Raw genomic sequence first — 23390 nt, 5'->3', positions numbered from 1 at the left:
AGAGAATTCTTAACTTTTCATAGATAAAACCGTTTTCTTATCATTTTTCACTCAATAAAAAAGCAAACACCTTCGGTATTTGCTTTTCGATCGTTCTCTTTAATCTCAGTAACAACTAGATTTATGGTTTTTCCGCATAAATCTGGTCAAAAATCGCACCATTCACAAAGTGTGTTTTTTGTGCTTTTGCCCAACCACCAAACACATCATCAATCTTGAATAATTTAATCTTTGGAAATTGTTGCGCATATTTGGCAGCAACCTGTGGATTACGTGGACGGAAATAATATTTCGCAGCCAACTCTTGTCCTAAAGGTGAATAAAGGAAATTTAAGTAACCACGCGCCAATTGACGGTTGCCATTTTTATCGACAGTTTTATCAACGATAGCCACAGAAGGTTCAGCCAAAATCGAAATTGAAGGATACACAATTTCAAATTTATCTTTCCCTAAGCCTTGAGTTGCCAATAATGCTTCATTTTCCCAAGACAACAACACATCACCAATGCCACGTTCAGCAAAAGTGGTGAGTGAACCACGTGCACCAGAGTCTAAGACTTTGACATTTTGATAAAGCTTTTTCACCAACTCACGTGCCTTGGCATCATTACCACCCGGCTGTTTCAATGCATAACCCCAAGCCGATAAATAAATCCAACGCGGCGCACCACCGGTTTTTGGGTTTGGAGTGATAATTTCCACACCTGACTTGGTCAAGTCATTCCAGTCACGAATATTCTTCGGGTTGCCTTTACGCACCAAGAACACCACCGTAGAAGTGTAGGGTGCCGAATTGTCTTTAAATTGTTTTTGCCAGTCTTTACGAATTAAACCAGCATTGGCAATTTCATCAATATCATTGGCCAATGCGAGCGTTACAACGTCTGCTTGCAAACCATCGATGACTGAACGTGCCTGTTTACCTGAGCCACCATGCGACTGCTTGAAGTCAACATCTTGTCCTGTTCTCTTTTTCCAGTACTGACCAAATGCTTGATTGTATTCTTGATAAAACTCACGTGTTGGATCATAAGACACGTTTAAAAAAGTAGTTGCCGCTTGTGCTACACCATTTAAGCCCAACGCCAACAATGCTGCTGCGATGACAGTTTTCATTTATTGTTTACTCATTTCGCCCCGTTTGTCATCACTATATTTCTTTAAAAATAATTTACAATCATATAGTTATATCAATAACTTTATTACTATTCTATTTTTAAGATATAGCCCTAGCCCGTATTTTTTGTATTAAAACAATACTCAGCCTTTTATTTTTATGGCAAAATGAGAAAAATTATCATTCTCCACTTTTTCTACACATTTGCTTGCTAAATTCAACTTGCACACAAAGTAGCCATTTTGCTATAAATACATGTCAAGATGTGTCAAATTTTAAGATTTTTGTAAAAAGTGTGACGTAGTTATACTTTTTTATTAAGATTTATGTTTAAATCGTATTATTAAAGCAATACTATAGTTGTTTGGTTAGTCTTGTAGACTCAAAATCATGAAGGGGATGTGAGCAATGCGAGCATTAAAATTGAAAAAAGCACTAGGCTTAAGCTTATTTTTAGCAGCTTCTGTTCAAATGGGGCATGCGGCAGCAATTAAAGAAAGTAATAACATAAAAACAATTGATAAATCATCTTCAAGCTTAATTGTTAAAGCGCTTGATCAACAAAAACGTAATACCGGTTTATTACCATCGTCAGACGATGAGTTAAAAATGTTGAATACGATTCGTACCACACCAACACAAACGTTCTTTGCCAGTCAACATGAACGTTTTTCACGTTTCGTTCAAACTATATTCCAGCCACATACTTCTTAAATTTTAAATATGTGCCCCTTCACATGTTTAAATCAAGCCTAGTCATGCTGTGACTAGGCTTTTTCGTTATAATAGTTTCAATTTAAATTTAAGCTCCGATCATTTATGAAAGTTCGTACCCGTATTGCGCCTTCTCCTACAGGTTTTCCACATGTAGGCACAGCTTATATTGCGTTATTTAATCTATGTTTTGCCAAACAGCATGGCGGTGAGTTTATTTTACGTATTGAAGATACGGATCAACTTCGCTCAACGCCTGAATCTGAAAAGATGATTTTAGATTCTTTGCGTTGGTTAGGTCTGAACTGGTCAGAAGGTCCAGATGTGGGTGGCCCACATGCCCCTTATCGCCAATCAGAGCGTATGGGTATTTATAAGCAATACGCGCTTGACTTGATTGAAAAAGGCCACGCTTTCTATTGTTTTGCAACCGCAGAAGAACTTGATCAAATGCGTGCAGAACAACAAGCACGTGGCGAAACACCTAAATATGATGGCCGCGGCTTAAAATTATCACAAGAAGAAGTACAACGTCGTCTTGCTGCGGGTGAGCCCCATGTCATCCGTATGAAAGTACCAGAGGAAGGCATTTGTAAAATTAATGACTTACTCCGTGGTGAAGTTGAGATTCCATGGGCACAAGTTGACATGCAGGTGCTGTTAAAAACGGATGGTTTACCAACCTACCACCTTGCCAATGTAGTGGATGACCACTTAATGGAAATCACTCACGTGTTACGTGGTGAGGAGTGGTTACCATCTGCACCGAAGCATCAATTACTGTATCAATATTTCGGTTGGGACATGCCAACATTGTGTCACATGCCATTGTTGCGTAACCCAGACAAATCGAAACTGTCTAAACGTAAAAACCCAACCTCAATCAACTACTATCGTGACATCGGTGTTTTACCAGAAGCGTTATTAAATTATTTAGGTCGTATGGGTTGGTCAATGCCTGATGAACGTGAAGTATTCACCCTAGAAGACATGATTCAAAACTTTGATGTACAGCGTGTTTCGCTGGGTGGACCAATCTTTGACGTTGAAAAACTCAACTGGCTCAATGGTCAGTGGATCAAAGGATTGACGCCAGGACAGCTTCTAGACCGCTTGTTGGCATGGAAAAGTGACCGTCAAACCCTTGAAGACATTGCTGCAGCGATTCAACCGCGTATCAACTTACTCTCTGAAGCCGTGAATTGGGCTGGTTTTTACTTCAACCATATGCCACAAATCAGCAAAGAGCAGTTTGAAAGCAAAAAATTGACTGAAGAACAAGTTCGTCAGAGCCTACAATTTGCAATTTGGCGTTTAGAAAGTCAGTTTACCTGGAACAATGATACCGTCAGCCAAACCTTGATGGACTTGGCAAATCAGATGGAAATCAAATTACGTGATTTCATGCCAGCCTTCTTTATTGCGATTGCAGGTTCGACTAGTTCAACACCTGTCATGCAAGCGATGGTTACTCTCGGCCCTGATTTGACTTTTTCACGTTTACGTCACGCCCTAGAACTTGTCGGTGGACCAAGCAAGAAAGAGCTAAAAGTTTGGGAAAAGCTAAATGAATCACTAAAATTGCCGAAAAATGATGCAAATAGTGAGACTTAATTCAGTTTAATGATTGACGTGTGAGCGCATTCCCCCTAATATTGCGCTCACACATTCTGGGGTCATAGCTCAGTTGGTAGAGCGCTACAATGGCATTGTAGAGGTCAGCAGTTCGATCCTGCTTGGCTCCACCAGATTCTCGAAATCGCAATGCTTTTCCGAGATGAAGTTAGGCTTTCAGTCATGTATGTGTTGCCTCATCTGTCCCTATCGTCTAGAGGCCTAGGACATCGCCCTTTCACGGCGGTAACCGGGGTTCGAATCCCCGTAGGGACGCCATATTCTCGAATATAATAATTATATTTTTCTAATAATCTTTCTCAAGCAGATTGCACATTTTCGAATTTTCCATAAAATAGCCGCTTCTCTATGCTTGGACAAATTGTCGTATGCAATCTTCCAACTCAAATGCGAATTCAGAACCAACAACGCTAAAGCGTGCCATGAGCACTCGCCATTTAGTCATGCTTTCTTTAGGTGGCGCGATTGGTACAGGTCTGTTTTTAGGTTCTGGCGAAGTTATCGCTCAAACCGGCCCTGTGGGTGCAATTATTGCCTATGTTTTAGGTGGCTTAATTGCTTATATGGTCATGCTCTGCTTAGGTGAGCTTGCAGTACACATGCCTGTTGCTGGATCTTTTGGTGCATACGCTCAAAAATATATTGGTCCAGGCACAGGTTATATGATTTCTTGGGTCTACTGGCTCACATGGACCGCAACTTTAGGTACAGAATTTACCGCTGCGGCCTTGCTGATGCAGGAATGGTTTCCACACATTTCCATGTGGATCTGGACCATTATCTTTGCAGTCACCATTTTGGGATTAAATCTCACCTCTACCCGAATGTTCGCCGAATCCGAATTCTGGTTAGCCCTAGTTAAAGTAGTCACCGTGATTGCCTTTATCATTCTAGGCTTGATGGCTATTTTTGGTTTCATTCCATTCCAAGGCTATGAATCAGCACCACTATTTCACAATTTGACTGCACACGGCTGGTTCCCGCAAGGGCTCATTCCAATCTTTACCACCATGTTGATTGTTAATTTTGCCTTTTCAGGTACAGAATTGATTGGTGTTGCTGCAGGTGAGACCAAAGACCCTGCTGAGAATGTTCCAAAGGCAATCAATGCCGCGATCTGGCGTTTATTGATTTTCTTTGTCGGCACAATCGTGGTGATCAGTGCCTTATTGCCATTCCAAGTCGCGGGCTTAGGTGGTGAAGGGGTGAGTAGCAGTCCTTTCGTGACGGTATTTAACTACATTGGTATTCCTTATGCCGACGACATTATCCGTTTCGTGATTATTACCGCACTTCTTTCTGCTGCAAACTCAGGTCTTTATGCTGCATCACGTATGATGTGGTCTTTATCAGATCAGCGTCAGTTACCAAGTGTATTCTCGCGCTTATCAAAAAGTGGCACCCCAATTATTGCACTGGTCGTGACCATGTTTGGTGCGATTCCTGGTCTGTTATCTGAGCACTTTGCCCCTGAAACAATTTTTAAGAATTTATTAGGTGTTGCGGCATTTACCATGGTCATTGTCTGGATGAGTATTTGCTGGAGCCAATTTAACTTTAGACGCCAATGGTACAAAGCGGGCCATAGCGCAAAAGACTTAAAATTTGCTGCACCGCTTTATCCTATCGTACCCATCTTAGGTTTTATCTTCTGTTTCATTACCGGTTTAAGTATGGCGGCAGACCCTGAGATGCAAGCAGGCTTTATTGGTTGTTTGCTGTTTATTGCAGCATGTTACCTAAGTCATTATGTTTTCTATCGAAACCGTAAATAATCAAATCTCAGAAAAAATGCAGCTTAAGCTGCATTTTTTATATCTACCAATAAACCATTTGTTTGATAATTTTTTCGCTTAACTGCTTATTTTTGATTATTTATTCTGCGATATGTTTTATTTTTAGACACTTGTTCACTTTTTTTAAATTTTATTCAGAAAAGTGTTTGACACCCTATCTAATTCACCCTAATATACGCCCACCTCTGAAACGTCCCTATCGTCTAGAGGCCTAGGACATCGCCCTTTCACGGCGGTAACCGGGGTTCGAATCCCCGTAGGGACGCCACTAAATTCGAGGAAAAGCAAAGATAAATCATCTTGCTGAGAATTTAGGCTTACAAGCGATATGTTTCATATTCTGTAAGTAAATCTCCTCCGATAAGTCCCTATCGTCTAGAGGCCTAGGACATCGCCCTTTCACGGCGGTAACCGGGGTTCGAATCCCCGTAGGGACGCCAAATTCTAAAAAAGCCACTGCAATGACAGTGGCTTTTTTATTGCCTATTCAGTTCCAATCCCGACCTGAACTTCTAGACGTCCAGATTGCACACGCAGACCACGGATCTCGAATTGATCAACCAGTTGTTGTACCAACTCACGGCTTTCCTGCAAGATATTTAAACCCGGTAAGATACTAAAATCGGTCAGGTTTAATAACTTATCCACCATCCACGAACGGTTATTAATGAAATCAATAAAGCCAGCCTCTTCCAGATCGATATACCACAAGCGATGCCCTTCTTTTTGAATCCCTGGGACATCACGAATCAAATGATTAATCAGAAAGGGAATCGGCAAAGAATTAATTAATTCAAAACTGACATTGCCCACTCGACGTGCAGCCCAATTGGTTAAGGTGCCGCCATGGCGAATTTGTAGATCAAGATGCTCATCGACTTGGCGTAGACGCAAATACTTTTCCTGCCCAATACGACACTCTAAGACATTAAATTCGAGCGAAAGTCGATACAGAAAACGACGATAGTGTCCATCGAGTTCAATATGGAATCGATCATTACCACATTCAATTTTAATATCATCAATTTCGCTGCGATCCATTCTTTTACGAATTTGATTATTCAACAGCATTTCTGGTAAATATAAGGTGAGACTGCTTTTCCCCAATGATGTTCTTGCCATCGCCAAAGCAACCTGACGTGCGACCTCGCTCGTTTCTGACACCATATCGCGTACCGTATTACGCACTCCTTCAACACCGCGCTTGGTCTGGTGTGTGACATGATCTAAGGCATCTAGTGCAGCATCTGCCACACCTGCAATGTTACGAGAAGTATCGCTGGCAAATTCCACCGCATCTTGTGCATGTTGCAATGTTTTATTAATTAGTCGACGTGATAATGATGGTTTATCATCAGATGAAGATACATCTGCTGGCATAATATCGAACATCGCCTTTTTATCATCTTGTCGATTCAAGATGCTCTCCCTCTTCCCTTTGCTACTGGCTCATTTTTCTTATGAGCGTCGATCTGCTTTCTGAACTTATTAGACGTTTTTCTGTAGATTAGCATGCTCTGCACAGCAATTTGCTTATTTTTGTTGCACAGCTTCAAATTATTTATTCTTCCAATTCACTTCATCTTTTTCAGAAAACGCTATCACTGATCAACTTGCTTCAGTTGTTGTTCATTCTCAATTGCTGTAACGAGAATCTGACTCGAACGCAACGTTTTATACTGCTCTAATGTGGACTCAAGTCGCTGCACTTTCTCCTGCCCACCACCAAAATTCGAGCATTCACGTAATGCCACCCAAGCCGCTTGCATTTGATCAAATTCATTCCCTTTTACCAGTTTTAGCGTCATCCAATCAGCGAGATCCTGCACACGTTTTTGCATTTCAAACTGCAAGGCAAATAGTCCGCTACTCAAGGCCGAGGCATCCAATAATCTCAATCCATTTCGCACTTGCTCAAACTGCTGGCTTTGTTGTTGCAGATATGGAGCTAAAACCTCCTGATTGAACCAGACAGCAAAAGCAATCATGTCCTGAACAACCACATCACGTTGCGCATAAAGAGCCTCCCGCTCAGGATGTTGTTTATTCAAACGGATGTCTCCTAAATACGCCATCAGCCCTTGTTCCAGAATCATCTGAATATGCCCCAGATCAAAAGCAGGCTTTGGCTTCGATTCAATTGGAGTCAATTGAGCAAGCAATTCCTCATGGTGAACAGGTTGCTGTAATAGACACAAAATCTCTGCATTCTGCTGCATGGCTTGCCATAAATAAGTCAGCGGTAGATCAGCTGGCCCTGTACTGGCCGTATTCTGCTCGAGAAGATGCTGCCAGGCGACTTGCATCGTGTTTTGCTGAACCAAGCTTGAGAGCACACACTGTGCTGTTAAAAGCTGCGGTGCGGTTGCAATCACGTCCTGACTAAAAGGGAGATGCGATTGCTTAGCGCCAAAAATGCTATTTAAGGATTTCCCGAGCGAATTTAGGCCACGTCCCATATCTGCCAATAAATTGGTATTTGAAGCTCGTGTCCGCAGTATCGACTCAGGTAATAACAAACTGACCGCACGCTGTAATCGTTGAGTCTGGTTGTTCTGGTCAATCGGTTTCAGATGATGGAGTAACAAATGCAGCGCATATTCAACATCATTCAACTGTGGCTGATATTCAGGCTGATTGCGACTCAACAGACAATCAATATAAGCATAAAAGGCCATTTCATTACGCTGCTGCGATTGTTGTGCCGCCCATTCATAGTATTTAATTGCTTGGTTATATTGTGCTGCCCCTGCATAGGCTTTGGCCAGCGCAATCGCATGTTGTGCACTTGGATAATGTTGTTGAAAATAATGCAAAAGATCAATTTTCGGTTGTTGATCCAGACAGCGATCCAACTGACGTAGATAGCCATTGATATGTTGCTGATTCGGCTGAGTCTCAATGAAATTCAGACGATAAACCAAACACTGCTCATACCATGCATACTTACGCGCATGCGACTCATAAGCACTCAGCAGCTCATCTTCAATCAACTGAATCAATTGGCTGGCATAGAGAATGTCTTCATCATCCTCATGCCTGAATGTCCATTGCTTGGGTAAAGTCACCTTAAATAAACGTAGGAGGAAGTGCGCACTGAGATCAGGGCTTTGCATCGTCACCAACATCAACTTATCTTGGCTGGATAAATGTTCTTTGCCCTTCTGAATGCGAGATAAACGCAATTTTAGAATCTTGGTGCTTAACATGCGTTTCCTTTCGCATTATCCAACCCATTCATCTTGCAACTTAACAGACTGCCCTGACTTTTGCGAATGGCTTTAGACGAGCTGTAGCAAGCTTTTCAAGCAAATGTAAAAATCGACTTTGTGGCATCATAAACAACGAAATAAGTAAATTTATGTATTTGAAAGGCTCAAGATTTTTGCTTTTGCATAATTTTCGCTAAAATGGACAAAACAGAATAGGAATCTTCTATGCAATACCGTTGCCCTAAATGTCAAAGCGTGAAAATTATGCCTGCCAGTCAGGGTGCTAACAGCCCTCGCCCTAACGTACCCAAAAGTTTGGTGCTTCTGGTTCCTGCCATTTTTATTTTATTAATTTTGGTCTTGATTAGCGTTGCGATGTGGATTTTTGGCAATGGTGCCGGCCAAAGTCTGCAAATTGCGACCGTCGTGGTTTTTGCGATCTGTGTGATTGCAGGGGTTTTATTCTGGCGTGATCTACCTGATTTTAAAATTTCAATGCAAGCGTTTATGCAGGCACAAAAACATTGGAAATGCCGTGACTGCAACAACGAATGGCAGAATTAATTATTATTCCAAAACAAATCTTCACATCAGCTTAATGCTGATGTGAAGGATCTTGTTCAGCTTTCTCATCATGTTGATGGGTATGCTGACAATTCATTTCTTCATCGTCTTCAATTTGCAAGGTCACCTCAGCAATACCATGCTCATGCGATAACATCTCAATCGCAGCACGGTGCAATTGATTACGATCAGCTCTCGGTGCAAATAAATGTACAGTCAAATGAATATTCTTCGATGTAATCGCCCAGACCTTTAACTGATGAATACTCTCAACACCATCCAATCCCAGTAGATCATTGCGTAGCTTTTCAATATCGACCTCTTCTGGAACACCTTCCAACAAGATATTGATACTCTGCTTGAGCAGAATCCACGTTCTCGGCAATACCCAGAAACCAATCGCAACCGCAAGAATGGTATCGACCCAATACCAATTGGTGAAATAGATCACCACTGCACCCACAATGACAGCCACTGAACCCAATGCATCACTCAGCACTTCTAAATATGCGCCTTTCATATTCAGACTTCCAGCGGCACTGGACATTAACAGTTTCATGGAAATTAAATTAATAATCAGACCCAAACTCGCCACAATCAGCATACCGACACTTTGAATTTCAGGCGGTTGCGTAAAGCGTTGGTAAGCTTCGTACAGAATGTACATTGCCACAAAAAACAGCATCGAGGCATTAAATAAGGCTGCCAAAATCTCAAAACGCTGATAACCAAAAGTACGTTTGTTATCTGCTGGACGTTTGGCAATTTTAATTGCCACTAAAGCAATCGCTAATGCAGCGGCATCGGTAAACATATGTGCTGCATCGGACAGTAACGCCAAACTCTGGGTGATTAAACCCGCAACCACTTCAACCACTAAGAAAGTTGAAGTCAGTATCAACGCAATGGTGAGTTTTTTGATATTACCTTCAGTGACCGCTGCATGACTATGGTCATGCCCTTGATGTCCACCCATGTTGGACTCCTTATCATAATTGAATAAGACCTGTTGCAGTCTTAAAGTCAGCCAAGGCGAAAATCGCTTTGGCTGGTTCAGATTCTTCTTAATAAAGTGCTTCATTAAGAAGATAGCATAAACAGATTAAATTGCACTTTCCTGACGTTTGTCCTGTTTGGCTTCATTCATCCAACGATACACCACGGGCAAAATCAGCAGGGTCAGCAAGGTGGATGAAATAATCCCGCCAATCACCACGGTTGCCAGTGGGCGCTGAACTTCTGCACCCGTACCTGTGGCAATCGCCATCGGGATAAAGCCAAGCGATGCGACAAAAGCAGTCATCAAGACAGGACGTAAGCGTAATACCGCACCATGCCAAGTGGCATAGTGAACATCATATTGCTCACGCAGCTCTTTGATAAAACTCAACATCACCAGACCATTCAGCACGGCGACACCAGAGAGCGCAATAAAACCGACACCTGCCGACATCGACAAGGGAATATCGCGTAACCACAGCGCCACCAAACCGCCTGATAGAGCAAATGGCACGCCACTAAACACCAGCAAGCTTTCTTTAAAGTTATTAAACACCGCCATCAACAGAACAAAGATCATCAGCAATGCCAATGGCACCACAATCTGCATTCTGGCTTTTGCCGAGGCCAGATTTTCAAACTGACCGCCATAACCAAGCCAATAACCGCTTGGTAATTTTTGCTGAGATAATTTCTGCTGCATTTCACCCACAAATGAGCCCAAATCACGGTCGCGTACGTTGGTGGTGACTACAACACGGCGCTTGCCATTTTCACGGCTGACTTGCGCCAAGCCTAAAATATTCTCCACTTTTGCCACGTCTTGCAGTTTGATCAAACCACCATTCGGTAGTTGAATCGGTAACATCGCCAATTGCTGCGGCGTACGCATCCCATCATCCAAACGCACCACAAAATCAAAACGACGGTCACCCTGTAAAATCTGCCCAACACTTTGTCCACCAATACTTGCAGCAACCAAATCCTGAATGGATTTCACTGATAAACCGTATTGCGCAGCCAATGCATGGTCGATATCGACATTGAGTAAAGGTAAACCATCAGTTTGCTCGACTTTGACTTCACTTGCACCAGTAATCGTTCTCAAGGTTTGCGCGACTTTTTCAGCCTCTTGGTTCAGAACCTGCATATCATCACCAAAAATTTTCACCCCAATATCACTACGTACCCCTGAAATCAGTTCGTTGAAACGTAATTCAATTGGCTGAGAAAACTCACTGTTGTTACCTGGAATTTTCTCCACATAGGCCAACATTTTGGTCCGAAGCTCGTCAATGGTTTCCGATTTATCAGGCCATTGATCACGCGGCTTTAACAGAACGATTGCATCAGAAATATTAGGCGGCATCACATCCGTTGCCACTTCGGCGGTACCTGTCCGGGCAAAGATTGCTTTGATTTCTGGAAACTCTGCGAGTAATTGCTTCTCAACACTTTCCTGAATCTTGAGTGATTCTTCAATTCCGGTACTTGGTGCACGCATCAACTGTAAAGCAAAGTCACCTTCACTCAGTTGTGGCGCAAACTCACTACCGACACGCGAACCAATCGCAGCGGTAAGTATCAAAATAGTCACCGCACCGGCCACCACCACATAGCGGAAAGCATAGGCTTTATCCAGCAAGGATTTATAACCGTTTTTTAAGGCGGCCATCCAACGACTTTCTTTCTCTTTGACCTCACCAGTAACAAATAACGCCACCGCAGCAGGAACAAAGGTTACGGATAAAATAATCGCACCAATCAAGGCCAAGACCACGGTCATTGCCATTGGGTGGAACATTTTCGCTTCTACACCCGCCAGTGCAAAGATTGGCAAATACACCACCATAATGATGATTTGTCCAAAAATCAGCGGACGTCTTGCCTGTTTTGCCGCCAAGAAGACTTCGGTAAAACGTTCAGAACGAGTCAGGAGTCGACCTTTATGATGCTGAGCCTCTGCCAGCCGTCGGATACAGTTTTCGACAATCACCACCGCACCATCGACGATAATCCCGAAGTCCAATGCGCCTAAACTCATCAGGTTGGCACTGATTTTTTGCTCCGCCATCCCTGTCAGGGTAAACAGCATGGATAAGGGAATAATACAGGCGGTAATCAATGCCGCACGGAAGTTACCTAAGAACACAAACAGAATCACAATCACCAAGATTGCACCTTCGATCAGGTTCTTGGCCACCGTCTTAATGGCTTTATCAACCAAGTTACTGCGGTTATATACCGTTTCGACCACCACCCCTTCAGGTAATGAACGTTTGATTTCCTGCATTTTACTATCGAGTGCTTGAGCGATGGATTTACTGTTCTCACCCATCATCATCATCGCGATACCGAGTACGGTTTCTTCACCGTTATAGGTGGCACCCCCTGTTCTTAGATCATGTCCAATCGAAACTGTTGCAACATCGGCAACACGAATCGGCAAACCATTCTTGGTACTGACCGTGACATTCTCAATGTCTTGTACGGTTTTCAACATCCCCGGAATACGTACCGTCAGCTGCTGACCATTTTCTTCAATAAAACCCGCACCGCGGTTTTCATTATTTTCAGTGAGTACAGTTTGCAAATCGGTTAACGGAATTTGCAGTTGTTGCAAACGTTTCAGGTCGGGAGAAACCACATAGGTCTTGTTATATCCCCCAATGGTATTGATTTCAGCAACACCCGGCACGCGTTGTAATTGAGGACGAACAATCCAGTCCTGAATTTCACGCAAGTCCATGGCCTGATAAGGCGTACCATCGGCCTTTTTGGCATTCGGTTCAGCTTTGATCACCCATTGATAGATCTCGCCTAGGCCAGTAGAAATCGGTGACATTTGTGGATCAATATCATCAGGCAAAGCACTCTTGGCTTCCTGTAAGCGCTGGTTAATCAGCTGGCGTGCCCAATAGATATCGGTACCGTCTTTAAAGATCACCGTGACTTGGGATAAGCCGTAACGGGAGATGGAACGGGTTTGTTCCAAGTTCGGAATACCCGACATGGCATTTTCAATCGGATATGTAATGCGTTGTTCAACCTCAGGGGCAGTGAATCCACCTGCTTGGCTATTAATCTGCACCTGTACGTTGGTAATGTCAGGCACGGCATCAATCGAAAGTTTTTGGTAGCTATAAATGCCGACCCCAATCCATGCCACCACAAACAGCATGACCCAAATCGCATTGCGGATTGAAAACTGAATAATCCGATCAAACAGACCTTCCGCGGGAGGAAGCTGTAACTTATCTTTAGTGCCCATGCTCAGCCTCTCCCTTCTCGATCTCAGATTTCAAAAGGAAACTGCCTTGACTGACATATTGTTGCTTTTCAGTCAGACCCGATTGGATTTCTACCCACTGCCCATCACTTGAGTAATTACCCAGTTGTACAGGTGTTGGAGTGAAATGCATTTGGTCTTTCTCTTGCTTAGCGACAAAAACCGTGGCTTTACCCTCGATCTGCTGAATCGCCCCTTTGGCAACACGAAGCACAGGCTTCTTGTCCGTGCCATCTAATAACACGTTTACCATCAAATTAGGTCGAAGCTCTTTGGCTGGAGTTAACACTTTGGCACGCACCTGCAAACGACCTGTCTGGGTATCTGCTGCTGTGGTCAAAGTCTGGATTTGTGCTTTAAAGCTATTATTGGTTTGCAGCGATTTAAACTCGATCTGCTGATCCGGTTGGACATTGATGTTATTGACGCTTGGTAAAATAAACTCAATCCAGAGTTGATCCAGCTGATCAATCACAAATAACTGCTTATCGGCGGTAATTTGCTCACCCACCACAATATCTTTCAGACTCACCACACCGCTTAAAGGTGCGGTCAAGACATAACGACCCTGACTGCCACTGGATGCGCCCAAGGCAGATAACCGGCTACGTGCAGCTTGTACCTGAATCTGTGCCTGACGATAGGCATTGTAGGCACGTTGATAATCCTGACGTGCAGAAACCCCTTGTTCCCAAAGTTGTTTTTCACGTTGATAATCTTGCTGTGCAAGCGTTAAAGCTTCTTGGGCAATACTTAAATTAGCTTGCTGATCCACCAAATCAGGAATAAATAAAGTAGCTAAAACCTGCCCTTTCTTGACTTGTTGACCGAGTACCGCATTGACACTTTCCACACGCCCAGCAAAGGTTGCTGAAACATGCGCTTGCTGATCGGTATTGGTCACCAGTTTTGCTGGGTAAGCAAATTGCTGTCCGACTTCACCCACACCAACCTGAGCCAGCTTAACCCCATATTCAGTCATCTGTTTTGGGCTGAGATTTAAGGTACCTTCCTCACTTTCCGCCTGCCCAGCCTCACCTTCTGTATGTCCTTCCTCACCTTCGCCATGACTATCAGCTGCTGCATCACCGCTGGCTTTGTTCTTGCCCGTGAAAAATAATAACGCGCTCAGGACTAAGCCAACGGCGATAACCAGAATGACCCAAAACCACTGCTTTTTAGATTTATTTGTCGACATTATTCTGCTCCTACTACAGCGGGAAGGTTATTGGTATCTTTCCAAAGGGTTTGATTAATCTGATTTAAGGCATCACTTGAACTCACCATACTCGGCTCAATTCCCAGTGCTAAACTTTCTGCATCAATTTGCTTTTGCCATGCACTCTTGAGTAACTGCACTTTGTTTAAACGTTGATCTTGCAATTGCATGGTGGCTTGCTGCACATCGGTAATGGCATATTTACCGACTTTGAAACCGAGCAACATTTTCTCTTGCACCGTTTCAGACAAAGGAATTTGTCGTTGATTGACGAGATCGAACTGTTGTTTCAACCCCGCCAACTCTGCTGTTAAGGTCTGAATCGCATTCAAGTTCTGCTGCTTGTAAAACTGTTGCTGTTTGACCAGTAAATCTTGTTTGGCATTGGCAATTCGCAATGAATACTGTTGACGATTGAAAATATTCAACGGAATATCGATGCCCACTCGGAACTTGTTATCGGTCGAATTGGTTTCTGCGCTTTTACTTTGCACCATACCTAAATTGACCGTCGGATTTGGTCGGTTGGATACTTTTAAATAATCGATATTGGCTTTTTGACGCACGATATCGAGTTGAATAGCACGCTCAAATAAGTTGTTCTGCAAATAATCTTGCAAATCTTTTTGTTGTGGCCAGACATTGCTTGCCTGAGTAGAGAAGCGGTTATCGGTACTGCCCCACAGATTTGCCAATTGACGCTTTGCAGTGGCTAAAGAGAGCTCGGTTTGTTGAAACAACCGTTGATTTTCAATATGCGCCATCAAGGTACGATCTAAATCGACCTGCGCAATGCTGCCCGCTTTGAGTCTTAAACGAGTTGCATCCAAAGTATCCTGACTGGTTTTTAACTGTGCCTGAACCACATCATGTTCCAGCTCTAGCACCACGACTTGCGACCACAGATATTTAACTGCTAGCTCAAGTTGCGCATTGTAGAGTTCCTGATTAAGCCCCACTTGAGATGCTTGTACATCGGCAAGCTTAACCGCAGCACGACGTTGACCAAAAATGTCTAATTTTTGTGAAACACCAAATTCCAACTCTTTGTCTTTGCCTGACCTAAAGTCGGTTTGCTGAATAGAAATACTTGGATTCGACCATAACCCGGCTTGTTTCACATTGGCCTCAGCGATTCCTTGCTGCGTTTGCCACACCCCTGTGCCTGCCTGATATTGTTTCACATCCTGCAAGATTTGCTCAAAATTCAGATTACGTTGTGCAGCCTTGGTTGCAGGCTGATTTGCATCAAGTAAAGATTCTGCGGCAATGGATGGACTCAAAATAGCAGTGCTTAAGGCAAGTGCCAACACTGACCACTTCAATGACAATTGAGTACGATTTTTTCGCGTATGCTGCTCAACTGCATGAATACGCTGATTTAAACTAGAAGACATATAAAGCCCCGCAAAGTAATAAGAATGCGGTGGGCTATTTTTCGGCTACCCCACCTATAGCGGGGTTGATAAAGGCGGCGGATTTAGCCCTGAAAGATGTGGAGACTGATAGAAGTTGGACCAGTAATATTTTTGTTCTACGTCCTGACTGTGCAACATCGGTTCATTTACACGTTGCTGAACTTCAGCCACCACCACATGAAAACAAGATGGTAGATGGTCATGATGATCTTGCAAGCTTAAAGGCATCGGTAAATCTGCTGCGACTTTATCAAAGACAGCGCCTTGTTCAGAACTGTTTGTCTGTTCAGCAACATGATGCCCAAAATGATTCAATGTACTGTATTCACTGACCGTCTCATGCGCGCAAAATGCTGCCGCCACATTCCAGAAACTTTGGAACATGAACAAACTCAGCAAGACGGTCACGAAAACAGTTGAGCGTTGCAACAGCACACCCTTACAGTAAATTGCACAAAGGCACTATAGCAGGCTATGCCAATGTAATAAAATTACAAAACAATTTTCAGTCAATTTCTCACTGATTTAAAACGTTTTTTGATTCTCATTCATGATAATAATGTTCTCTGTTACGGGTATTTTATGTATAAAATCTTCTCTCTTTGGGTCTTAGCCATGGCATTAAGCGGATGCGCAACCAGCCTACTTTCCACAGCCTTACCCAATGAAAGCTCACAGGTTCAAACCACCACACTGAAAACCGATCAGATTCTGGCGCTTGGACAAGCCATTCAAAATGAAAAAAGCCAAGGCCTGATCTTTATTGGACAAGATTTCAATTACTTAATGACCGATGGTAGTACTGAACTCCTAAAGCTTTTGCATGCCATTCCAGCCGAGCAACGCAGCTTTAGTCATCCTAGCCCACTGGTACTGACCATGGATGACCCGAATCATTTTCGTGGCGTATTACAAATTCGCTATCACACCCGTATGGTGGATCTCAATCCAAAGCAAAAAGAATTATTGAAATCCTTGGGTTTTAGACAAAATTTTGACTTGATTCAAAATCAAGAAACTGCGCCTTATCCTTATATCAATGTGTTTTTTAAAGGGCAGCTGTATCAAGCACTCGATCAGCAAAAAATCCAACAAAAATTGGCACAGCCCTATCCAATTACCTTACAACAAGAGACCACCATCACCACCAAACACCCAGTCAAACGAGCAACCCGTATGGTGCTCTACCCTTTGGCAATGGTCTTCGATGTAGTCACTGTTACACCACTGCTGATGTGGTCTGATCTACGAGGTGATTTTAATAAATAGACACAAATAAATGGGTACAGCTAGATAAGCCAACGACCTAAACAATCTGGTATTGGCTTATTTTCTATAGCATTTCTCACTGCTGAGGAATACACAAATAGAACAATAGCTGCAAAGAAAAAACATATATTAAAAACATAATAATGAAAAACTTAGCTCAAGGAGTTGCATGATGAATATTGCAAGTATCAAACAGCGGTTGCATTCCTATTGTTCTGGTTTAGTTCAACAGAACCCTCTATCCGAGTCTGAACGAGAAATTCATAAAGCCGAGTTTTTTAAAACATTGGCACACCAAGAACATGAGCAAGACAGCCACCCCTTTATTTCAGCCAATGATCGCAACGCGGTTTGGTATTTTCTTCGTGCAGCCTTACGTGGTAATGCAGATGCCGCTTTTAAACTCGGCGAAAGCTATTTGCATGGCGAGTTAGGTTTAGATAAAAATTATGGCAAAGCGCAATATTGGTTAGAACGCGCAGCCCATTTAGGGCATCCTGAAGCAAAAGCCTATTTATATAGTGCATTCAGTGAATTGGCTTTTTCATAAGCATAAAAAAACCAGCTCGGAAGCTGGTTTTTTTATTGACAGAAATTAACCTGTAATCTTTTTATATTTAGAACGTTTTGCGACCGCTGCGTCACCTAAACGCGACTGACGGTATGCTTCATATTCAGCATAGTTCCCTTCGTAGAACTCAGGCTGTTCATTTTCAAATGACAAGATATGCGTTGCAATACGGTCAAGGAACCAACGGTCATGTGATACCACCATCACTGTGCCTGGGAATACAAGAATTGCATCCTCAAGTGCACGTAAAGTTTCGATATCCAAGTCGTTTGATGGCTCATCCAGTAAGATAACGTTTGCACCCAACTGTAAGATTTTCGCAAGTTGTAAACGGTTACGCTCACCACCTGATAATTCGCCTACACGTTTTTGCTGATCTTGGCCTTTAAAGTTAAAGCGACCAATATAAGCACGCGATGCAATTTCGTATTCGCCGATTCTCAGGATATCCAAACCGCCAGAAACTTCTTCCCAAACGGTTTTATTATTATCCAAAGTATCACGGATCTGACCCACGTAAGCCACTTTAACTGACTCACCTAAAGTCACAGTACCCGTATCTGGTTGCTGTTCGCCAGTCATCATACGGAATAGCGTGGTTTTACCCGCACCGTTCGGACCGACAATACCAACAATCGCAGTTGGTGGTATTGTAAAGGTTAAGTCTTTATAAAGCAGACGACCATCAAATGATTTGCTGATCCCTTCAACTTCTACAACTTTATTTCCTAGGCGCGGACCAGGTGGAATATAAATTTCAGAAGTTTCGTTACGTTGTTGGAACTCACGTGAGTTAAGTTCTTCAAAACGCTCCATACGCGCTTTGTTTTTCTTTTGCTGACCTTTGGCATTTGAACGAACCCATTCCAGTTCTTTTTTCAATGCCTTGGCAAAAGATTCTTCTTGCTTGTTTTCTTGCTCTAAACGCGCATTCTTTTGTTCTAACCAAGAAGAATAGTTACCTTGATAAGGAATACCCATGCCACGGTCAAGTTCAAGAATCCACTCAGCGACGTTATCTAAGAAATAACGGTCATGCGTAATCGCAACGATTGTGCCTGGGAAGTCTTTCAAGAAACGCTCTAACCAAGATACTGATTCAGCATCTAAATGGTTCGTCGGTTCGTCAAGAAGCAACATATCTGGCTTAGAAAGCAATAAACGACATAATGCAACACGACGGCGCTCACCACCTGAAAGCAATGATACATCTGCATCCCAAGCTGGAAGATTCAATGCATCAGCAGCAATTTCAAGCTGGTTATTCAGGTTATGCGCATCCCAAGCATGGATGATTGATTCTAATTTTTCCTGCTCTTTTGCAAGCGCATCAAAATCTGCATCAGGCTCAGCATATTCAGCGAAAACTTGATCAAGACGAGCTAAAGCATCAAGTGCTTCACGTACACCATCTTCAACGTTACCACGAACGTCTTTGGTTGGATCGAGTGGCGGTTCTTGTTCTAAGTAGCCGATCTTGATTCCTGGTTGTGCACGAGCTTCACCTGAGAAATCTTTGTCTACGCCAGCCATAATACGGAGTAAGGTTGACTTACCAGCACCGTTCAAACCAAGCACACCAATTTTTGCGCCTGGGAAAAATGATAAAGAGATGTCTTTTAAGATTTCGCGCTTCGGCGGAACCATTTTCGACACTCGATTCATCGTATAAATATATTGGGCCACGCAGGACTCCTCAAGAAAAACGAATACATCGCAAAATAGCGAATAAAATAATCGGCGTATTATACGCTGAAAACCCAATTGACTTGAAGTTAAGATGACATTTGTTTGTCTAGATCAAAGAATTTTCTTTTGCAAGACATTACAGGTTTGAATTATTTCGTCATTTTCAAAAACAATTACGACCGATAAAGACTCGCTATATCATTAAAATCACTATCAAGCGCAAAAATTATGCACCATTTTGGATAAAATATACGCTAGACTCGATCAATATTTAACACACGTAGATGATGTAATTATGACTTATAAAGATGAAACTTTAGCCATTCATGCGGGGTATTCACCAGAAGCAACCACCAAAGCAGTGGCGGTGCCGATTTATCAAACCACCTCATATGCCTTTGATAATACGCAACATGGGGCAGATTTATTTGATCTTAAAGTTCAAGGAAATATCTATACCCGTATTATGAATCCAACCACGGCCGTACTTGAACAGCGTATAGCTGCTCTCGAAGGTGGTATTGGGGCATTGGCTTTAGCCTCTGGTATGGCTGCAATTACTTATGCGATTCAAACCATTGCCGAAGCAGGTGACAATATCGCGTCCGTGTCTACCTTATATGGCGGGACTTATAATTTATTTGCCCATACACTGCCAAAGCAAGGTATTGAAGTCCGTTTCTTCGATTATCAAAATCCAGAAGCATTGCGTCAGATTATTGATGAAAAGACCAAACTGGTCTTTGTTGAATCGATTGGTAATCCCCTTGGCAATATTATCGACCTTGAAGCGATTGCCAAGATTGCCCATGAGTATGGCGTGCCTGTTATTGTTGATAATACCGTGGCGACACCTGCCTTATTAAAGCCATTTGAATTTGGTGCCGACATTATTGTGCATTCTCTGACTAAATATATCGGCGGACATGGCAATAGCATCGGTGGCGTGATTGTCGATAGCGGCAAGTTTCCTTGGGGCAAATATCCTGAACGCTTTAAAGCTTTAAATACACCTGACCCAAGCTATCACGGCGTGAATTATGTCGAAGTATTGGGTGAAGCCGCTTTTATTGCGCGTGCGCGCGTGGTGCCATTACGTAATACTGGTGCGGCAATTAGTCCATTAAGCGTATTCTTGATCCTACAAGGACTGGAAACCTTAAATCTGCGGATGGAACGTCATACTGAAAATGCCATCAAAATTGCCGAATATTTAAAACAACATGCAAAAGTGAAGTGGGTAAATTATGCTGGTCTAAAAGACCATCCACAGCACCATTTGGCACAAAAGTATGTGAAAGGTAAACCTTCTGCAATCCTTTCTTTCGGTGTTCAGGATGGTCTGGCAGGCGGCACCCGCTTTATTGATGCATTACAGCTATTTACCCGTCTGGTGAATATCGGAGATGCCAAAAGTCTAGCTTGCCATCCAGCCACGACAACCCATCGCCAACTCAATGCAGAAGAGCTCAAATCAGCAGGCGTCAGTGAAGACTTAGTGCGTTTATCTATTGGGATTGAGCATGTCGATGATCTGATTGCCGACCTAGAACAGGCCCTTGCACAAGTTTAATTTTAATGAAATCAATAAGCCCCTCTTCAGGGGCTTATTTTTTGTGCAAAAGTTAAAAAATATAATTGCTTTTTCAACTATTACAATATCTTGTTTTAGAGCTTTTACTCTAAAAAACACATTATTTTTCAAAGATTTACACTAGACAAACAAAAAATATCGGTTAATATTACATCAAAATAAAGTGTAGTGTTTAATCGTAATAAGAAGGCATTGCAAACAACAGCGTGATTAATGTAGGTAACTTACATGAATGCAAAACTCAAAAAACTTTTTCAGCAAAAAGTCGACGGTAAAACAATCATTGTCACAGGAGCATCAAGTGGTATTGGTTTAACGGTTTCAAAATACCTTGCTCAAGCAGGTGCCCATGTCTTATTGCTCGCTCGTACCAAAGAGAAGTTAGATGAGGTCAAAGCTGAGATCGAGGCTGAAGGTGGAAAAGCGACCGTATTTCCATGTGATCTCAATGATATGGAATCTATTGATGCGGTTTCAAAAGAAATCTTAGCAGCAGTAGATCACATTGATATTCTTGTAAATAACGCAGGACGTTCAATCCGTCGTGCGGTACATGAGTCGGTTGATCGTTTCCATGACTTCGAACGTACCATGCAGTTAAATTACTTTGGTGCAGTACGCTTAGTCTTGAATGTTTTACCGCACATGATGCAGCGTAAAGACGGTCAAATCATTAACATCAGCTCGATTGGTGTTCTTGCCAACGCAACGCGCTTTTCTGCTTACGTTGCGTCTAAAGCGGCATTGGATGCATTTAGTCGTTGTTTATCTGCGGAAGTTCACTCACACAAAATTGCGATTACCTCAATTTATATGCCTTTGGTGCGCACACCAATGATCGCGCCAACTAAAATTTATAAATATGTACCAACGCTTTCACCTGAAGAAGCAGCTGATTTAATTGCCTATGCGATCGTGAAGCGTCCGAAAAAGATCGCAACCAATTTAGGTCGACTTGCATCGATCACCTATGCAATTGCACCAGACATTAACAACATTTTAATGTCGATTGGTTTCAACTTATTCCCAAGTTCTACCGCATCTGTTGGTGAGCAAGAGAAATTGAATTTAATTCAACGTGCTTATGCGCGTTTGTTCCCAGGTGAACATTGGTAATCCATTTTAAAGATTCAAAAACAGCCGATCTTTTGATTGGCTGTTTTTTTAGAAAAAATATCTATGAAGGGGTGATTTGATTCATCCAATCGGTTGTTTTACGGATCGCTAGTTCTAAATTTCCCATCGAAATCTGCCAACGCTGTTGAAACTGCGTCAATCGTTCTCGATCCAGCTGTTCTGTTCTTAAAAAACTTAGCATTTCCGGAGACATTTCTAATTTTTTCGCTAACCATTGCCATTTTAAAATAAGCCTTAGCAGTCCAACTGGTACATGTCTGGTTGGTGCACTCACCTGTAATTGATCTGCAATCATTCGGGTCAGTTGATGCAGGGCAACAGAATGCTCACTCACCACCAGCATCGCTTGATTTGCCAAGGTCTGATCCATCGTTGCTTTCACCATCACCTGACATAAATCATCGACACGGATTAAAGGTAGATAATGCTGAGCTGTTGCAGGGATGGCACTCATTTTTCCCCGTTTGAGCACATCAATCATTTGCGCGATCGGCTGATTCGTGGGAATTTCACCCGACACATCATCGCCAACCACTGTTGCTGGGTGGATAATGGTCCAATCTACCGATAACTGTTGTGCTTGCTGTATCCATGCAAAATGCGCTTCTATTTTAGAGGCTTCATATGCCCCTAAGTTTTGATACACAGCTGGCCACTCGGTACGCTCAGGTTGTTCAAGACAAATCCCAGCCTGCTCTAAATGACTCGTGATCGTCAACATATAACCCGAAACATGTACTGCGCGCTTCAAAGCACAATGTTGCTGAACACAAGTCAATAAATTCAGTGCACCTTCGACATTTACAGCCCGTGCTTGCTGCATACTTAGGTTCCATGCAAACAGTGCACTACTATTATATAAAGTGTCCACTGTGCTTAATTTTTGCCAATCTTGCTCGCTGATGGCTAGCTTAGCCTGTGTCACATCACCTTGAATAAAGCTCAATTGATTCAAGGACACACCTTTTTGACTGAGCCAATTTGTGAGCACGGGTTGTTGTTTAGCTTGATTCCGGACTAAGGCAAAAACCCTATGTCCTTGTTTTAATAATTCTAAAATTAAATAACGGCCAATAAATCCTGTTGGACCTGCGACCAAAGCGACTTGTTGATCTTGCTGAGTTTTTAAGTTGTTATGCGCCATCTCATATGCTCTTTTGATTGAA

The 23390-nt window shown here is 42.6% G+C and carries 18 protein-coding genes and 4 tRNA genes; 12 read left to right on the top strand and 10 right to left on the bottom strand.

From position 1 onward, the window contains the following. Positions 1–121: 121 nt before the first annotated feature. Positions 122–1117 carry a sulfate ABC transporter substrate-binding protein gene (locus A7P54_RS14065; protein ID WP_004803885.1) on the bottom strand — a complete coding sequence of 332 codons (996 nt, stop codon included), beginning with the start codon at positions 1115–1117 and terminating at the stop codon, positions 122–124. Between the two features lie 409 nt (positions 1118–1526). Here A7P54_RS14065 and A7P54_RS14060 point away from each other — a divergent pair, with 409 nt between their 5' ends. The 7 genes from A7P54_RS14060 to A7P54_RS14030 all read left to right on the top strand — a co-directional run bounded on the left by A7P54_RS14060 (position 1527) and on the right by A7P54_RS14030 (position 5703). Then, complete coding sequence (locus A7P54_RS14060) at positions 1527–1832, top strand: hypothetical protein (protein ID WP_005201364.1); 306 nt, start codon at positions 1527–1529, stop codon at positions 1830–1832. Positions 1833–1937: 105 nt separating this feature from the next. Next, positions 1938–3446 carry a glutamate--tRNA ligase gene (gltX, locus tag A7P54_RS14055; protein WP_171549956.1) on the top strand — a complete coding sequence of 503 codons (1509 nt, stop codon included), beginning with the start codon at positions 1938–1940 and terminating at the stop codon, positions 3444–3446. A 58-nt stretch (positions 3447–3504) separates the two neighbouring features. Continuing rightward, positions 3505–3580: transfer RNA gene (locus tag A7P54_RS14050), tRNA-Ala, on the top strand. Between the two features lie 69 nt (positions 3581–3649). Continuing rightward, positions 3650–3725: transfer RNA gene (locus A7P54_RS14045), tRNA-Glu, on the top strand. Between the two features lie 110 nt (positions 3726–3835). Further along, positions 3836–5242, top strand: a complete 1407-nt coding sequence (locus A7P54_RS14040) for an amino acid permease (protein ID WP_005185572.1) — start codon at positions 3836–3838, stop codon at positions 5240–5242. A 213-nt stretch (positions 5243–5455) separates the two neighbouring features. Then, positions 5456–5531, top strand: a tRNA-Glu gene (locus tag A7P54_RS14035). Positions 5532–5627: 96 nt separating this feature from the next. Next, positions 5628–5703 (top strand) — tRNA-Glu (locus A7P54_RS14030). Between the two features lie 43 nt (positions 5704–5746). Here A7P54_RS14030 and A7P54_RS14025 read toward each other — a convergent pair. Continuing rightward, positions 5747–6655, bottom strand: coding sequence for a hypothetical protein (locus A7P54_RS14025; RefSeq protein ID WP_171061116.1), 909 nt, complete (start codon positions 6653–6655; stop codon positions 5747–5749). Between the two features lie 209 nt (positions 6656–6864). Then, the gene (locus tag A7P54_RS14020) at positions 6865–8472 is read right to left on the bottom strand and encodes a hypothetical protein (protein ID WP_171549955.1); all 1608 of its coding nucleotides are present in this window, start codon (positions 8470–8472) and stop codon (positions 6865–6867) included. A 228-nt stretch (positions 8473–8700) separates the two neighbouring features. On the opposite strand from A7P54_RS14020, the gene A7P54_RS14015 reads away from it, so the two are divergent. Next, positions 8701–9039, top strand: a complete 339-nt coding sequence (locus A7P54_RS14015; protein WP_004803875.1) for a hypothetical protein — start codon at positions 8701–8703, stop codon at positions 9037–9039. A 31-nt stretch (positions 9040–9070) separates the two neighbouring features. Here the strand turns inward: A7P54_RS14015 and A7P54_RS14010 are convergent, their stop codons facing one another. The 5 genes from A7P54_RS14010 to A7P54_RS13990 all read right to left on the bottom strand — a co-directional run bounded on the left by A7P54_RS14010 (position 9071) and on the right by A7P54_RS13990 (position 16393). Beyond that, entirely contained in the window at positions 9071–10015 is a 945-nt protein-coding gene (locus A7P54_RS14010) for a cation diffusion facilitator family transporter (protein WP_171549954.1), read from the bottom strand. A gap of 126 nt (positions 10016–10141) precedes the next feature. Next, positions 10142–13309, bottom strand: coding sequence for a CusA/CzcA family heavy metal efflux RND transporter (locus A7P54_RS14005; RefSeq protein WP_171549953.1), 3168 nt, complete (start codon positions 13307–13309; stop codon positions 10142–10144). Then, complete coding sequence (locus A7P54_RS14000; RefSeq protein WP_171549952.1) at positions 13299–14525, bottom strand: efflux RND transporter periplasmic adaptor subunit; 1227 nt, start codon at positions 14523–14525, stop codon at positions 13299–13301. The genes A7P54_RS14005 and A7P54_RS14000 overlap by 11 nt, the downstream gene beginning before the upstream one ends. Then, positions 14525–15943 (bottom strand): TolC family protein, encoded by a 1419-nt coding sequence (locus A7P54_RS13995; RefSeq protein WP_004803868.1) that lies wholly within the window; start codon positions 15941–15943, stop codon positions 14525–14527. Before A7P54_RS13995 ends, A7P54_RS14000 begins: the two co-directional genes overlap by 1 nt. A gap of 54 nt (positions 15944–15997) precedes the next feature. Then, entirely contained in the window at positions 15998–16393 is a 396-nt protein-coding gene (locus A7P54_RS13990) for a cation efflux protein, CzcI-like (RefSeq protein WP_216077120.1), read from the bottom strand. Positions 16394–16546: 153 nt separating this feature from the next. Here A7P54_RS13990 and A7P54_RS13985 point away from each other — a divergent pair, with 153 nt between their 5' ends. Continuing rightward, positions 16547–17233: a hypothetical protein gene (locus tag A7P54_RS13985; RefSeq protein ID WP_171549951.1), complete on the top strand. Its 687-nt coding sequence runs from the start codon at positions 16547–16549 to the stop codon at positions 17231–17233. 172 nt (positions 17234–17405) lie between these two features. Beyond that, complete coding sequence (locus A7P54_RS13980) at positions 17406–17783, top strand: SEL1-like repeat protein (protein ID WP_171549950.1); 378 nt, start codon at positions 17406–17408, stop codon at positions 17781–17783. A 45-nt stretch (positions 17784–17828) separates the two neighbouring features. Here the strand turns inward: A7P54_RS13980 and ettA are convergent, their stop codons facing one another. Then, entirely contained in the window at positions 17829–19490 is a 1662-nt protein-coding gene (gene ettA / locus A7P54_RS13975; protein ID WP_004803860.1) for an energy-dependent translational throttle protein EttA, read from the bottom strand. 298 nt (positions 19491–19788) lie between these two features. Here ettA and A7P54_RS13970 point away from each other — a divergent pair, with 298 nt between their 5' ends. Further along, on the top strand, positions 19789–21066 hold the full coding sequence (locus A7P54_RS13970) for an aminotransferase class V-fold PLP-dependent enzyme (RefSeq protein ID WP_159886044.1): 1278 nt from the start codon (positions 19789–19791) through the stop codon (positions 21064–21066). A 249-nt stretch (positions 21067–21315) separates the two neighbouring features. Then, positions 21316–22203, top strand: a complete 888-nt coding sequence (locus tag A7P54_RS13965; RefSeq protein WP_004803857.1) for an SDR family NAD(P)-dependent oxidoreductase — start codon at positions 21316–21318, stop codon at positions 22201–22203. Between the two features lie 61 nt (positions 22204–22264). On the opposite strand, the gene A7P54_RS13960 is transcribed toward A7P54_RS13965, so the two are convergent. Further along, entirely contained in the window at positions 22265–23368 is a 1104-nt protein-coding gene (locus tag A7P54_RS13960; protein WP_171549949.1) for an SDR family NAD(P)-dependent oxidoreductase, read from the bottom strand. Positions 23369–23390 lie beyond the last annotated feature (22 nt).

The sequence above is a fragment of the Acinetobacter sp. Ac_3412 genome (assembly GCF_013072675.1).
In the GTDB taxonomy this organism is placed as follows: domain Bacteria; phylum Pseudomonadota; class Gammaproteobacteria; order Pseudomonadales; family Moraxellaceae; genus Acinetobacter; species Acinetobacter higginsii.
The sequence above is the reverse complement of the archived record's forward strand: the minus strand, read 5'-3'. Positions and strand labels throughout refer to the sequence as shown.

Coding starts and splice junctions, on each gene's coding strand:
- A7P54_RS13965 (WP_004803857.1), top strand. CDS start 21,316: ATGAATGCAAAACTCAAAAAACTTTTTCAGCAAAAAGTCGACGGTAAA.
- A7P54_RS14060 (WP_005201364.1), top strand. CDS start 1,527: ATGCGAGCATTAAAATTGAAAAAAGCACTAGGCTTAAGCTTATTTTTA.
- A7P54_RS14000 (WP_171549952.1), bottom strand. CDS start 14,525: ATGTCGACAAATAAATCTAAAAAGCAGTGGTTTTGGGTCATTCTGGTT.
- A7P54_RS13995 (WP_004803868.1), bottom strand. CDS start 15,943: ATGTCTTCTAGTTTAAATCAGCGTATTCATGCAGTTGAGCAGCATACG.
- gltX (WP_171549956.1), top strand. CDS start 1,938: ATGAAAGTTCGTACCCGTATTGCGCCTTCTCCTACAGGTTTTCCACAT.
- A7P54_RS13970 (WP_159886044.1), top strand. CDS start 19,789: ATGACTTATAAAGATGAAACTTTAGCCATTCATGCGGGGTATTCACCA.
- A7P54_RS14020 (WP_171549955.1), bottom strand. CDS start 8,472: ATGTTAAGCACCAAGATTCTAAAATTGCGTTTATCTCGCATTCAGAAG.
- A7P54_RS14015 (WP_004803875.1), top strand. CDS start 8,701: ATGCAATACCGTTGCCCTAAATGTCAAAGCGTGAAAATTATGCCTGCC.
- A7P54_RS14025 (WP_171061116.1), bottom strand. CDS start 6,655: ATGTTCGATATTATGCCAGCAGATGTATCTTCATCTGATGATAAACCA.
- A7P54_RS14065 (WP_004803885.1), bottom strand. CDS start 1,117: ATGAAAACTGTCATCGCAGCAGCATTGTTGGCGTTGGGCTTAAATGGT.
- A7P54_RS13985 (WP_171549951.1), top strand. CDS start 16,547: ATGTATAAAATCTTCTCTCTTTGGGTCTTAGCCATGGCATTAAGCGGA.
- A7P54_RS14010 (WP_171549954.1), bottom strand. CDS start 10,015: ATGGGTGGACATCAAGGGCATGACCATAGTCATGCAGCGGTCACTGAA.
- A7P54_RS14005 (WP_171549953.1), bottom strand. CDS start 13,309: ATGGGCACTAAAGATAAGTTACAGCTTCCTCCCGCGGAAGGTCTGTTT.
- A7P54_RS14040 (WP_005185572.1), top strand. CDS start 3,836: ATGCAATCTTCCAACTCAAATGCGAATTCAGAACCAACAACGCTAAAG.
- A7P54_RS13980 (WP_171549950.1), top strand. CDS start 17,406: ATGAATATTGCAAGTATCAAACAGCGGTTGCATTCCTATTGTTCTGGT.
- A7P54_RS13960 (WP_171549949.1), bottom strand. CDS start 23,368: ATGGCGCATAACAACTTAAAAACTCAGCAAGATCAACAAGTCGCTTTG.